This is a genomic window from Isoptericola sp. AK164, assembly GCF_029643425.1.
GTDB classification, from domain to species: Bacteria; Actinomycetota; Actinomycetes; order Actinomycetales; family Cellulomonadaceae; genus Isoptericola; species Isoptericola haloaureus.
The window spans coordinates 1,290,677-1,303,504 of the sequence record NZ_CP119106.1; the positions used below are offsets into that span (position 1 = coordinate 1,290,677).

Below are 12,828 nucleotides of genomic sequence, written 5' to 3' on the forward strand. Positions count from 1 at the left end.
GGACGCGAGGGAGATCTGCATGAAGATCGATTGGCTCAAGCCCTTGGTCGGACACCCCGGCCCGTTCGCGACGGTCTACCTGGACGCGACGCGATCGGTCGAGGCCGGCGACAAGGATGTGGCGAACCGGTGGCGTTCCGTGCGCCGCTCGCTCGCCAAGCAGGGCGCCACGGACACCGTTCTGAGCGACCTGGACGCCTCCGTGGACCGCCCGACGTGGGTGCACGGCCCGCACGGCCGAGTGCTCATCGCCGACGACGAGGGGGTGCTGGTCGACCGGGTCCTGCGCGAGCCGCCGCCGGTGATGGCGGGGGTCTGGCACCGCGTCCCGAGCCTGCTGCAGGCGGCACGGTCGGCCGACGAGGAGGTCGACGCGCTCTGCGTGGCCATCGACCGCTCCGGGGCCGACTTCTTCGCGGTGGGCTCCGACGGGCGTCCCGTCGGCGAGAAGGAGACCTTCGAGGGGCCGGACGACGAGATCTCCAAGACGTCCAGCACGTCGACCAAGCGGTCGGTGATCGAGTCGCGCGCCGAGGACTCGTGGCACCGCAACGCCGAGGCGGTGGCCGGCGAGATCGACCGGCGCGTGGCCGAACGCCGCCCGGAGATCGTGCTGATCACCGGCGACGTGCGGGCCGTGCACATGGTGCGGGACGCGCTCGGTCAGCAGGCCGCCCAGGTCACCGTGGAGGTGCCGGGCGGGGGTCGCGACGACGGCGTCCACGTGGGCCCCTTCGCGGAGTCCGTCGCGGACGCTCTCGACTCGTTCCGCGAACGCCGTCGCGAGCAGGTCCTGGCAGAGCTGCGCGAGGGGCTCGGCCGCGAGGCGGGAGCGGTGACCAGCATCGGTGACGTCGCCCAGGTCCTGGCGCGCGGCCAGGTCAAGCAGCTGGTGCTCTCCGAGGAGCTGGCCGACGACGCGGCCCGTGCCCTGCACGCCTGGGTCGACGGCTCGGTCGAGGAGCCCGGGCTGGGCGGTCTGCTCAACGGCTTCCAGCTGTTCGTCGGGCCCGACCCGATGCACATCGCCGCCTCGCGGGCCGAGCTCGAGGGCGTCGGCGAGTTCGAGGAGCTGCCGGCCGCGACCGCGCTGCTGCGTGCCGCCATCGGGCAGGACGCCGGGCTCGTCTTCGCCCCGGAGGGCTCGGTCGAGCTCCGGGACGGTGTCGGGGCCACGCTGCGCTGGCACGACGGCGGGACACCGCACGAGTCGGCCGCCACCATGAGCGGCGACGACGGTCGTGTCTCGGCGGCTCACTAGGACGACGCACGAGAAAGGCGACGGGGAGGGTCGCGGCACGATCGTCCATCGCGAAGTACGCGATCGTGCCGCGACCCTCCCTGTCGCCGGGTCGGGGCGGTGTCAGCCGCGCGGCTTCTTGGCCGGCGGCTCACCCAGCTCGTGCTCGACGACGACGATCCCGCCCTGGACGTCGGGGTCGCCCTGGCCGTCGGTCGCCTCGACGAGCTCCAGGGGGCCGGTGACGCGGCCCGCGCCGCGCAGGTCCACCATGGCGGACTCGACGCCCGGCAGCAGGTGCGCCGGGACCGCGACGGTGCCGGACAGGACCGGGGTCTTCATGGAGACCTTGGCGGCCGACTTCAGCTTGCGCAGCGCCGCCAGGGCGTGGCCGGCCGCGGTGAGGCCGGTCGGGTCGACGTCGGCGGACGCGTCCCGCAGCGGCTGCGCCGTCGGCCACGGGGCCCGGTGGACGGACCCGGTGCGCCACCAGGACCAGACCTCCTCGGTGGCGAACGGGATGAACGGGGCCAGCAGCCGCAGCATCGCGTCCAGGGCGATCGCCAGGGCGGTGCGGGCCGAGAGCGTCGCGGCCGAGACCTCGCCGTCGCCGCCGTAGGCGCGGTCCTTGACGAGCTCGAGGTAGTCGTCGCAGAACGCCCAGAAGTAGGACTCGGTGATCTCCAGGGCGCGCGTGTGGTCGTACGACTCGAGCGCGGCGGTCGCCTGGTCGACGACGTCGGCCAGCCCGGCCAGCATGGCGCGGTCCAGGTCGACGGTGACGGCGGCGGGGTCGAGCACGATCTCGCCGGCGCCGGACTCGGGGTCCACGCCGAAGGTCAGGGCGAACTTGGAGGCGTTGAGGACCTTGATCGCCAGCCGGCGACCGATCTTCATCTGGCCGACCTCGAAAGCCGCGTCCGTGCCCAGGCGGGCCGCTGCCGCCCAGTAGCGCACGGCGTCGGACCCGTGCTCGGTGAGCAGGTCCATCGGCGTGACGACGTTGCCCTTGGACTTGGACATCTTCTTGCGGTCGGGGTCGAGGATCCAGCCGCTGATGGCCGCGTTCTTCCACGGCAGCACGCCGCACTCCAGGTGCGAGCGCACCACGGAGGAGAACAGCCAGGTGCGGATGATGTCCTGGCCCTGCGGACGCAGGTCCATGGGGTAGACGCGGTCGAACAGGTCGGCGTCGCGCTCCCAGCCGGAGACGATCAGGGGGCTCAGCGACGACGTCGCCCAGGTGTCCATGACGTCGTTGTCGCCGACGAACCCGCCGGGCTCGCCGCGCTGGTCCTCGGTGTAGCCCGCGGGCGCCTGCGACGTCGGGTCCACGGGCAGCTCGGCCTCGGACGGCGTGATGAGGCGGTCGTAGTCCACCTCGCCGTGCTCGTCGAGCCCGTACCAGACCGGCACGGCCACGCCGAAGAACCGCTGACGGGAGATGAGCCAGTCGCCGTTGAGGCCGTTGACCCAGTTCTCGTAGCGCACCCGCATGAAGTCGGGGTGGAAGTCGAGCTCCTTGCCGCGCGCGAGCAGCTCGGCCTTCAGGTCGCGCTGCTCCCAGGCGCGGCCCCCGTTGCGGATGTACCACTGGCGGGAGGTGACGATCTCGAGGGGCTTGTCGCCCTTCTCGTAGAAGTTCGTCATGCGCTGGGTGGGCGAGGGCTCGCCGTCCAGGTCACCGGACTCGCGCAGCGCGTCGACGACGGCGGTGCGGGCGCTGAACGCGGTCTTGCCGGCGAGGCCCTCGGCGTACAGGTCGGCGCCGGGGCCGCCCGCGATCCACTCGGGGGTCTCGCGGGTCAGGCGGCCGTCGCGGCCGATGACGGAGCGCGTGGGCAGCTGCAGCTCGCGCCACCACTGCACGTCGGTGAGGTCGCCGAAGGTGCAGCACATGGCGATGCCGGCGCCCTTGTCCATGGCGGCGGCGTGGTGGGCGAGCACCGGCACCTCGACGCCGAACAGGGGCGAGGTCACGGTGGTGCCGAACAGGTGCTGGTAGCGCTCGTCGTCCGGGTGGGCGATGAGGGCCACGACGGACGGCACGAGCTCGGGCCGCGTGGTCTCGATGTACACCGGCTCACCGGTCGCGCCGTCACCGGCGCGGTGGAACGCGACGCGGTGGTAGTGGCCGGGGTACTCGCGGGCCTCGAGCTCGGCCTGGGCGACGGCCGTCTGGAAGGTGACGTCCCACAGTCCCGGGGCTTCGGCCTGGTAGGCCTCGCCGCGCTGCAGGTTGCGCAGGAACGCCCGCTGCGAGGCGGCGCGCGAGGTGGCGTCGATGGTCTGGTACGTCTGCGACCAGTCCACGGACAGCCCGAGCCGGCGCCACAGCTCCTCGAACTGGCGCTCGTCGTCGGCGGTCAGCTCCTCGCACAGCTCGATGAAGTTGCGGCGGCTGATCGGCACCTGGTCGCCGGGCTTGACCTTCTTGCCTTCGGTGCCCTGGTGCGGGGGAACGAAGTCCGGGTCGTAGGGCAGCGACGGGTCGCAGCGCACGCCGTAGTAGTTCTGCACGCGACGCTCGGTGGGCAGGCCGTTGTCGTCCCAGCCCATCGGGTAGAAGACTTCCTTGCCGCGCATGCGCTGGAAGCGCGCGACGACGTCGGTGTGGGTGTAGCTGAACACGTGGCCCACGTGCAGCGAGCCGGAGACGGTCGGCGGCGGGGTGTCGATGGAGTAGACCTGCTCGCGCGTGGCGGAGCGGTCGAAGGCGAACGTGCGCTCGGCGGCCCAGCGCTCGTCGAACTTCTCCTCCAGGCCGTCGGTGCTGACCCTGTCCGGTACCTCCCGGACCACCGCGCGCACGACGTCGTCGGCTACGGGGCCGGACGCGGAGGTCGCTGCGGAGGTCTGCTCGGGCGCGGTCGGCGCCCCGGGGTTCGGGAAGTCGCTCATGGTGCCTCATTGTCCCAGATCCCCCGGGAGGGGCGGACGCGCTTTCACCACGTGAACGTCCAGGCGGCCGGGCTGGCGCCACCGCAATTTCTCTGACTAGAGTCAGCGAAATGAGCGTGTCAGATCCTGTCGACGTCCTGCGCCGGTTCAACCGCGGCTACACCCAGCGGGTGGGTGCGCTGGAGGAGTCCTTCCTCGGGCTGGGGATGCCGCTCGGCACCGCCCGGCTGCTCTACGAGATCGGCGTCGAACCGGGCACGACCCGGTCGTTGCGCGCACGCCTCGGGCTCGACTCGGGGTACCTGAGCAGGCTGCTGCGCCGGCTGGAGGACGACGGTCTCGTCGCGCTCGGACCCGACCCGGTCGACCGGCGTCGGCGCCGCGTGGCCCTGACGGCCGCCGGCCGCCGGACCTGGGACGAGCTCGAGCGGCGCTCCGCCGAGCGTGCCCACCGCCTCGTCGACCCGCTCACCGAGCGTCAGCGCGCCCGGTTGTCCGCGGCGCTGGCCGAGGCCGACCTGCTCGTGCGCGCCGCCACCGTCGAGCTGGAGACGGTGGCGCCGACCGCGCCCCTCGCGCGGCGTGCCGTCGCCGCCTACCTCACCGAGGTCGGGACACGGATCGGGGGCGCGGGCACGTTCGACGTCGAGGCCGAGCTCGCCGCCGACGCCGGACGGCTCGCCCCGCCGCACGGCGCGTTCGTCGTCGCCACCTCCGCGGGCGCACCCGTCGCGTGCGGCGGGGTCCAGGCGCTCGCCGACGGCGGCGCGGAGATCAAGCGGATGTGGGTCGACGACGCCTGGCGCGGCGCCGGGCTCGGGTCCCGGCTGCTGCGCCGACTGGAGGAGCTCGCGCGCGAGCTCGGGCACGCCGTCGTCCACCTCGACACGAACGCCGCGCTCACCGAGGCGATCGCGATGTACGAGCGGGCCGGCTACCGGCAGGTCGAGCGGTACAACGACAACCCGCACGCCACGCACTTCTTCGCGAAGGACCTCACCTGAGGGCGGCGTAGGGTCGGGACATGGCAGCTTCGAAGGACCTCACCGTCGGCTACGCCGCGATGCTCGAGCAGTTCCACCCGACCGACGTGGTCGACTACTCCGCCTACGCCGAGGAGCACGGCTTCGACGGCGTCATGGCCGCCGACCACTTCCAGCCGTGGGTCCCGCAGCAGGGGGAGGCCGCGTTCGTCTGGAACGTGCTGACCGCCCTGGGCGAGCGCACCCGCGGGGACCTCGGCCCCGGCGTGACGTGCCCCTCCTTCCGGTTCCACCCGGCGATGGTGGCGCAGGCCTCGGCGACCCTCGCCGCGATGTACCCGGGCCGGCACTGGCTCGGCCTGGGCTCGGGCGAGGCGCTCAACGAGCACGTCACGGCCGGCTACTGGCCCGAGGCGCCGGAGCGCATCAACCGCATGTTCGAGGCCATCGACATCATCAAGAAGCTCTTCGCCTCCGGTGTCGACGGCAAGGACGTCAAGCACTCCGGGCAGTTCTACAAGATGGAGTCCACCCGGCTGTGGACCATGCCCGAGGTCCCGCCGGAGATCCTCGTGGCCACCGCCGGGCCGATCACGGCCAAGCGGGCCGGCAAGCACGCCGACGGCCTGATCACCGTCGGGGCGCCGCTGGAGAAGATCGAGATGCTGTTCGGACGGTTCGAGGCCGGCGTCAAGGAGTCCGGCCGGGACGCCTCGACGATGCCGAAGGTCCTGCAGGTGCACATGTCCTGGGCCGAGACCGACGAGGAGGCCATGGCCAACGCCATGACCGAGTGGCCGAACGGCGGCATGAAGTTCCCCAAGGCCGACATCCGCTCGCCGCACGACTTCGCCCAGATGGCCAAGCTCGTCCGCCCCGAGGACTTCTCCGGCCGGATGGTGGTCTCCGCGGATCCCGACAAGCACCGCGAGGCCATCCAGCAGTACGTCGACCTCGGCTTCGACCGCATCTACCTGCACAACGTGGGCCGGAACCAGAAGGAGTGGATCGAGGTCTTCGGCCGCGAGGTGCTGCCGAAGCTGGTCCGGTGACGGCAGTCCTCGACGGCGCCCGCCTGACGCTGTGGGCGCCGGCCGGGCTGGGTGAGGTCCGTCCCGGCGACGACCTCGCGGCGCTGGTCGGCGACCTGCTCGCCCGTGACGCGGAGGGTTCCGGCGACCCGCTCGCCGAGGGCGACGTCGTCGTGGTGACCTCCAAGATCGTGTCCAAGGCCGAGGGCCGCGTCGTGCGCGCCACCGACCGCGAGCAGGCGATCACCGACGAGACCGTGCGGGTCGTGGCCACCCGGGAGCGGCCCGACGGGCTGCCGCCCCTGCGCATCGTGGAGAACCGGCTCGGCCTCGTGATGGCCGCGGCCGGGGTGGACGCCTCGAACACGCCGGACGGCACGGTGCTGCTGCTGCCCGAGGACCCGGACGCCTCGGCGCGGACGGTGCGGGCCGCGTTGCGGGACCGGTTCGGTCTCGACCGGCTCGCCGTCGTCGTCACCGACACCGCGGGCCGCCCGTGGCGCGACGGCGTGACCGACGTCGCGATCGGCGCCGCCGGGATGCGCGTGGTCGACGACCTGCGCGGCGGCGTGGACTCGCACGGGCGGCCGATCTCGGTCACGGTGACCGCGGTGGCCGACGAGATCGCCGCGGCCTCGGAGCTGGTGCGCGGCAAGGCCTCCGGCCGGGCCGTGGCGGTGGCGCGCGGGCTGTCCCGGTTCGTGCGCGGGGGGACCGGGCCGGACGGCGACGGCCCGGGTGCCCGGGTCCTGGTGCGGACGGGGCCCGACGACCTGTTCCGCGAGGGCAGCGCGGAGGCCTACGCGCGGGGAGTCGCCGACGGTCGCGCGAACCGCTAGTCCTCGCGTCGGTCGTCCGGGACGCGTGCGGTCGGAGGACGGACCGAACTCGTCCCGGACGACCGAACCCTCTGCGGAGGACCGGCGGTCAGTCCGGCGTGACCGGCGACGGCTGCCCGCCGGTGAGACGCACCAGCTCGTCGAAGGTCGTGGGGAACACCGTCCGGGCGTGCCCGGCGGCCGCCCAGACGACGTCGAGGTCGGCCAGGGCCGTGTCCACCACCGTGCGCACCGGAGCGGGGTGCCCCACCGGCGCCACGCCGCCGATCACCTGTCCGGTGGCCTCCTTGACGACCTCCTTGGACGCGCGCCCGACCCGACCGCCGAGGCGGTCGCCGAGGAACGCGGTGTCCACGCGGTGCGCGCCGGAGGTCAGCACCAGCACCGGGGTGTCGTCGAGGGTGAAGACGAGCGAGTTGGCGATCGCGGCGACCTCGACGCCCAGGGCGTCGGCCGCCGCCGCGGCGGTGGTCACGGCGTCGTCGAACCAGCGGATCCCGTGCGCCGCGTCCGTGGCTCCGGCCTCGACCAGCGCGGCACGGACCTGCTCGACGGCGGGGTGTGAAGTCGTCGGGGAGCTCATGGTGCTGCAATATAGCCGTGGCGACCGGGTCGATCACCCGGCGGGAAGGAGACGGAGATGACCCACCACGTGACGAGCGTGGCCGGAGACCGGGTCGGGTTCGACCGCGACGGCGAGGGACCCGCGGTGGTGTTCGTCGCGGGGGCCGGCCCGTTCCGGGCGATCGACCCGGTGACGACCGAGACGGCCGTGCGCTGTGCGCAGCAGGGCCTGACCGCTGTCGTCTACGACCGGCTCGGGCGTGGTGACAGCCCGGCCGAGGGTGTGCTCGACCTCGACCGCGAGCTGTCCGCCCTGCACGCCGTCATCGACGCCGCCGGTGCCCCGGCGGTGCTGGTCGGCCACTCCTCGGGGGCAGCGCTGGCCCTGTGCGCCGCGGACGCCGAGCTGCCGGTGTCCGGACTCGTGCTCTGGGAGGCACCGCTCGCGCGGTCCGCGGAGGACACCGTCGCGTGGATCACCGAGTTCGAGCAGCGACTGGACGCCGAGGACTACGTCGGCGCCCTCGAGCAGTACATGAAGGACATGCCGGCCGAGTGGCTGGAGGGGCTGCGCGCCTCGCCGGACTTCGAGCAGATCGCCCGCACGTCCATCAGCCAGCGTGCGGACGGCCAGGCCCTGGTGCGTGCCACCGACCTCATCGAGGCCGACCTGCTGCGTGAGCTGGCCGTCCCGGTCCTGGCGACCTACGGCACGAGCACCTTCGACGAGATGCCCGTCGCGGCGCGCCGCGTCGTCGGCGCCGTGACCCGCGGCACCGAGCGCGAGATCGCCGGCGCCGACCACACCTGGGACGTCGGCGCGATGGCCGACCAGATCGTGCGGTTCGTGCGCGACGAGACCTGAGCGCCCGCGAGCGGGCCGTCGGCCCCGGGACGCACCGGGGCCGACGATCCCGGTCGGTCAGCGACCGTGCTCGCCGGCCGGCTCGCCGTCGAGGCCGCCGTCCGCCGTCGGCTCCTCGTCGTGGTCGGCTTCCCGGCGGCCGACGGCGTCCCGGGCGTGCGAGTCCTCCTCGGCGGGCTCGACGTCGTCTCCCGACAGCCACCGCAACCACGCGTTGCGCGGGTCGCCCTCCAGCAGCAGCGCCCGCACGAGCAGCGTCAGCGGGATGGACAGGATCGCGCCGAGCGGGCCGATGACGAAGGTCCAGAAGACGACCGAGACGAAGCTGAGCGTCAGCGACAGCGACACGGCGTCCGAGACGAACTTCGGCTGGACGAACACCTGCAGCACCACGTTGACCACGCAGTAGACCGCGACCACCGCCAGCGCGAGCTGCCAGCCGCCGACGACGAAGGCCATGATGGCGGGCGGCACCAGGCCGAGGATGAACCCGATGTTCGGCACGAAGTTGGTGACGAACGCCAGGATCGCCCAGATGGCGGCGCCGGGGACGTTGAGCAGCCACAGCGCGACGCCGTCCACGACCGCCACGACGGCGCCGAACGAGGCGTTGACGACGTAGTACCGCCGCACCCCGCTGCTGAACCGGGTGGCGCGGTCGATGGCCCCCGCGCGCGAGACGCCGAAGTGCTGCGACGCCGTGGAGTAGCGACCCGCGTCGGCCGCCATGAACACGGCGTAGGCCAGGACGAAGAAGAACGCCGTGCCGATGCCCAGCGCGACCGAGCTGACGCCGCCCGCGAGCGCCAGGATGTTGGACGGCTGGAACCACCCCGTGACGGCCTCGGCGATCTGGGTGTCGAGACCCGCGGCGGCGAGCTGCCCCTGGATCTGCGCCACGGACTCGCTGAGCTGGGGGAGGAACTCCCGTACCAGCGCCGCGAACCGGAACCCGGACCAGACGAGCATGCCCACCAGGGCCGCCAGGATGAGGTAGGCGACCAGGATGACGGTCGTGGTGGCCAGCCAGCTCGGCCATCCCCGCGCCAGCAGCGGGAACCGGACCGGGTGGCAGATGATCACGATGACGGCCGCCAGGAACAGCGGTGCCAGCACCTCGGCCGCCGCGGCCATGCCCGCGAGCACCAGCACGCCGCAGGCCAGGGCGAGCAGGGTGCGCGCCGCCGGGGACAGCCCGGTCGTCCCGGGGGTCGGTGGGTGCGGATCGTGCGGGGGACGGGTGCTGCTGGCCTGGGTCGCGGGTGTCGACGTCACGGGGCGACCCTAGCGGCGTGGGATGGCACTTCGCCCGTCAAGTCGCGGCCCGCGTGGTTATGCTGCGGTCAGAGGCTGCCCGACGACACAGGGACGGTGCGCGGTGCGTGGTGACGTGGTGCGGTACGACGCGGTCAAGGGATACGCCTTCGTCGCGGCGGACGAGCTCGACGAGGACGTGTTCCTCCACGTGAACGACCTCGACTTCGACAAGTCGCTCCTGGCGGTCGGCACCGTCGTGGATTTCACCCACGAGATGGGCGAGCGGGGGCCGCGCGCGCTGAGCGCCTCGCTGATCTCCTCCCCGGTGGCCGAGGCGGTGCAGGCGGCGATGGGCGGCGGCCCGTCGCGCGAGCACGCCGCGCCGCCGTCGTCCGCGCCGGAGGGGCACCACGACGGCTACGCGGACGTGCTCTCGGCCGCCGAGCTGCGCACCGAGGTCACCGAGAAGCTGCTCGCGGCGGTCGGGGACCTCACCGCACGCCAGGTGCTGGCGGTGCGCACCGCCGTCGAGCAGGTCGCCCGGCGGCACGGCTGGCTGGACGCCTGACGACGAGGGTCAGATCCACTTCTTCCAGCGGAAGACGGCGAACAGGCTGACGGAGACGCCGACCATGAGCACGAGCGCCACCGGGTAGCCCCAGGCCCAGTGCAGCTCGGGCATCACGTCGAAGTTCATGCCGTAGACCGTGCCGACGAGGGTCGGGGCGAACAGGATGGCCGCCCAGCCGGAGATCTTCTTGACCTCCTCGCCCTGCCTGATGGACACCTCGGTCAGGTGCGTCATCTCCTCGTTCTGCCGCTGGGCCACGAGGGTGGCGTTCACCGTGAGGATGTCGCGCAGCGCGACACGGTAGGTCTCCACGGACTCGGCGACCTCGATGAGGTGGTCGGCGACGTCGCGCAGGTAGGCCTGGAGCTCGGAGTCGACGCCGTACTTCTCGGCGCCCTTGGCCAGGGACAGGCAGACGTTCTGCAGCGGGCGGACCGCGCGCTGGAAGTCGACGACCTCGCGGGACAGCTCGTAGATGCGCCGCGAGACGTGGGCGTCGCCGGAGAAGACCTCGCCCTCGATCTGGTCGATGTCGTAGTCCAGGCCGGAGACGACGGGTGCGTAGTCGTCCACGACGCGGTCCATGATCGCGTACAGCGCGGCCTCGGGGCCGCGGGCGAGCATCTGCGGCGTCGACTCCAGCCGCGCGCGCACGGCGCTGAGGTCGGGGGAGTCCCCGTGCCGCACCGAGACCACGAAGTCGGGGCCGACGAACAGGTGGAGCTCGGAGAACTCCACCTCCTCGATCGAGTCCAGGTAGCGCGCGGCGTGCAGCACGACGAAGAGCGTCTCGCCGTAGCGCTCGATCTTGGGGCGCTGGTGCGCCTGGATCGCGTCCTCGATCGCCAGCGGGTGCAGGTCGAACTCGCGGGCCAGCGCGGCGAGCTCGTGCTCGTCCGGGCGCTCGAGGCCGATCCACGCCATGCCGCCGGGGGTGGAGCGCAGGGCACGGAAGGCGTCGGCGAGCCGCGTGAAGCTCGCGCTGCGGTGGCCCTCGTCGTCGTAGACGGCGGCGGCCACCATCGCCGAGCGCGGGCGGATCGGGGTGGGGGGCGTCGGCTCGTTCTCCGGGTATCCCGGCGCCTGCTGCGTGCCGGGTCGACGCGGGCGCAGCGCGCCCAGCATCTGGCGGGTACGGACCGAACGGTTGGAGCTGAAGGCCATGAGGGGACTCCCAGGCGTGCAGGAACGGTGGTCTGCGTGCTGGATCCCGCGACTGACGACGAGTTCGTCCTGGCGGAGGTGCTCGGGGACAGCGGCATCACCCGCCCGACGCTGGGCAGGTCGTGTGGAGCCGGGTCAGTCGCGGCTCGGACTACTGGGAGGCTCGCTGCGGGTCATGCGCGGTACCTCCTTCGACGTCGGGCGGCGTTCCGGCCGCCGGCTGCTGGCCGGGGTCAGTCTACTCCGGCGCTGATCACGGCGCCCGGGAGCCGGGTCGTGGCCTGCGTCACCGACTCAGCGGCGCGGGTCGCAGACCGTGATGCCCGCCGTGCTGCGCTCGCGCATCCGCGGCAGCAGGTCGGCCGCCGCCTCGAGGTCCACGACGCCGTCGAGGAGGTCCTGCGGACGCAGCGTCCCGTCGCCGACGAGCCCCATCATCGCCGGGTAGTCGGCCGCGGACATGCCGTGCGAGCCCAGCACGTCCAGCTCGAGCGCGATGACCCGGTCCATCGCCACCGGCGGGCGGCCCTCGACGGCGGGCAGCAGGCCGACCTGCACGTGCCGGCCCCGGCGACGCAGCGCACCGATCGCCGTCGCGCAGGTGTCCGGCGAGCCGACGGCGTCGAGCGCGACGTGCGTGCCGCCGTCGGACAGGTCGTGGATCGCGGTGGTGACGTCGGTGCCGTCGGTGCCGTCGGTCAGGAGGGTGTGCTCGGCCCCGGCGCGGCGAGCGGCCTCCAGCGCGGCGGGGTCGCGGTCGACGGCGATCACCTGGGCCCCGCGGGCGGCCGCGACCATGACGGCGCTCAGGCCGACGCCGCCGGCCCCGACGACGGTGACCTGCTCACCGGCGCGCACGCGGGCGCGGTGCGCCACGGCGCGGAACGCGGTGGCGAAGCGGCAGCCGAGGGCCGCCGCGGTGGCGTCGGTGACGTCGTTGGGCACCGCGACGAGGTTGGTGTCCGCCGCGTGCAGGGCCACGAGCTCGGCCCAGGAGCCGTGGTGGGTGAACCCGGGCTGGGTCTGGTCGGGGCAGACCTGGGCGTCGCCCGCCCGGCACCACGCGCAGCGTCCGCAGCCGCAGACGAACGGCGTGGTGACGCGGTCGCCGACCCTCCACCGCCGCACGCCGGCGCCGACGGCGGCGACCGTGCCGGCCAGCTCGTGACCCGGCACGTGCGGAAACATGGTGATGTCGCCGTCGTGGCCGGCCCAGCCGTGCCAGTCGCTCAGGCACAGCCCCGTGGCGTGCACGCGCACCACCACGCCGCCGTCGGGCGCGACGGGCTCGGGCAGCTCACGGACGGTGACGGGACCGCCGAAGGCGTCGTAGGCGACGGCGCGCATCTCAGACCTCCTCGGCGATCTGGCGGATCCGGGCGACGGCAGGCATGTCGCGATGATCGCACGCCG

11 protein-coding genes are annotated in these 12,828 nt (G+C 73.2%); 6 read left to right on the forward strand and 5 right to left on the reverse strand.

Features of this window, described 5'->3' with window-relative positions:
- Positions 1-19: 19 nt before the first annotated feature.
- Complete coding sequence (locus PO879_RS05895; RefSeq protein ID WP_278236988.1) at positions 20-1,261, forward strand: hypothetical protein; 1,242 nt, start codon at positions 20-22, stop codon at positions 1,259-1,261.
- A gap of 102 nt (positions 1,262-1,363) precedes the next feature.
- Here PO879_RS05895 and valS read toward each other — a convergent pair whose 3' ends face one another.
- On the reverse strand, positions 1,364-4,141 hold the full coding sequence (valS, locus tag PO879_RS05900; RefSeq protein WP_278236989.1) for a valine--tRNA ligase: 2,778 nt from the start codon (positions 4,139-4,141) through the stop codon (positions 1,364-1,366).
- Positions 4,142-4,251: 110 nt separating this feature from the next.
- Here valS and PO879_RS05905 point away from each other — a divergent pair, with 110 nt between their 5' ends.
- From PO879_RS05905 to cofE, 3 genes are read left to right on the forward strand one after another with little or no spacing between them, the layout of a single operon-like run.
- Entirely contained in the window at positions 4,252-5,145 is an 894-nt protein-coding gene (locus tag PO879_RS05905) for a bifunctional helix-turn-helix transcriptional regulator/GNAT family N-acetyltransferase (protein ID WP_278236990.1), read from the forward strand.
- 20 nt (positions 5,146-5,165) lie between these two features.
- Positions 5,166-6,176: a TIGR03557 family F420-dependent LLM class oxidoreductase gene (locus tag PO879_RS05910; protein WP_278236991.1), complete on the forward strand. Its 1,011-nt coding sequence runs from the start codon at positions 5,166-5,168 to the stop codon at positions 6,174-6,176.
- Positions 6,173-6,994: a coenzyme F420-0:L-glutamate ligase gene (gene cofE, locus PO879_RS05915; protein ID WP_278236992.1), complete on the forward strand. Its 822-nt coding sequence runs from the start codon at positions 6,173-6,175 to the stop codon at positions 6,992-6,994. The genes PO879_RS05910 and cofE overlap by 4 nt, the downstream gene beginning before the upstream one ends.
- Before the next feature lie 88 nt (positions 6,995-7,082).
- Here the strand turns inward: cofE and PO879_RS05920 are convergent, their stop codons facing one another.
- Complete coding sequence (locus PO879_RS05920) at positions 7,083-7,577, reverse strand: YbaK/EbsC family protein (RefSeq protein ID WP_278236993.1); 495 nt, start codon at positions 7,575-7,577, stop codon at positions 7,083-7,085.
- 57 nt (positions 7,578-7,634) lie between these two features.
- Here PO879_RS05920 and PO879_RS05925 point away from each other — a divergent pair, with 57 nt between their 5' ends.
- Positions 7,635-8,423 (forward strand): alpha/beta hydrolase, encoded by a 789-nt coding sequence (locus tag PO879_RS05925; protein WP_278236994.1) that lies wholly within the window; start codon positions 7,635-7,637, stop codon positions 8,421-8,423.
- 57 nt (positions 8,424-8,480) lie between these two features.
- Here the strand turns inward: PO879_RS05925 and PO879_RS05930 are convergent, their stop codons facing one another.
- Positions 8,481-9,698: an AI-2E family transporter gene (locus tag PO879_RS05930; RefSeq protein WP_278236995.1), complete on the reverse strand. Its 1,218-nt coding sequence runs from the start codon at positions 9,696-9,698 to the stop codon at positions 8,481-8,483.
- A gap of 103 nt (positions 9,699-9,801) precedes the next feature.
- Here PO879_RS05930 and PO879_RS05935 point away from each other — a divergent pair, with 103 nt between their 5' ends.
- A complete protein-coding gene (locus PO879_RS05935; RefSeq protein WP_278236996.1) occupies positions 9,802-10,248 on the forward strand; it encodes a cold shock domain-containing protein in 447 nt (148 codons plus the stop codon).
- 9 nt (positions 10,249-10,257) lie between these two features.
- Here the strand turns inward: PO879_RS05935 and PO879_RS05940 are convergent, their stop codons facing one another.
- Complete coding sequence (locus PO879_RS05940) at positions 10,258-11,415, reverse strand: magnesium and cobalt transport protein CorA (RefSeq protein WP_278236997.1); 1,158 nt, start codon at positions 11,413-11,415, stop codon at positions 10,258-10,260.
- Positions 11,416-11,709: 294 nt separating this feature from the next.
- On the reverse strand, positions 11,710-12,762 hold the full coding sequence (locus PO879_RS05945) for an alcohol dehydrogenase catalytic domain-containing protein (protein ID WP_278236998.1): 1,053 nt from the start codon (positions 12,760-12,762) through the stop codon (positions 11,710-11,712).
- Positions 12,763-12,828: the final 66 nt, after the last annotated feature.

Excerpts from the sequence above, each read along its gene's own strand:
- PO879_RS05895 (WP_278236988.1), top strand. The coding sequence starts at position 20 with ATGAAGATCGATTGGCTCAAGCCCTTGGTCGGACACCCCGGCCCGTTC.
- valS (WP_278236989.1), bottom strand. The coding sequence starts at position 4,141 with ATGAGCGACTTCCCGAACCCCGGGGCGCCGACCGCGCCCGAGCAGACC.
- PO879_RS05905 (WP_278236990.1), top strand. The coding sequence starts at position 4,252 with ATGAGCGTGTCAGATCCTGTCGACGTCCTGCGCCGGTTCAACCGCGGC.
- PO879_RS05910 (WP_278236991.1), top strand. The coding sequence starts at position 5,166 with ATGGCAGCTTCGAAGGACCTCACCGTCGGCTACGCCGCGATGCTCGAG.
- PO879_RS05920 (WP_278236993.1), bottom strand. The coding sequence starts at position 7,577 with ATGAGCTCCCCGACGACTTCACACCCCGCCGTCGAGCAGGTCCGTGCC.
- PO879_RS05925 (WP_278236994.1), top strand. The coding sequence starts at position 7,635 with ATGACCCACCACGTGACGAGCGTGGCCGGAGACCGGGTCGGGTTCGAC.
- PO879_RS05940 (WP_278236997.1), bottom strand. The coding sequence starts at position 11,415 with ATGGCCTTCAGCTCCAACCGTTCGGTCCGTACCCGCCAGATGCTGGGC.
- PO879_RS05945 (WP_278236998.1), bottom strand. The coding sequence starts at position 12,762 with ATGCGCGCCGTCGCCTACGACGCCTTCGGCGGTCCCGTCACCGTCCGT.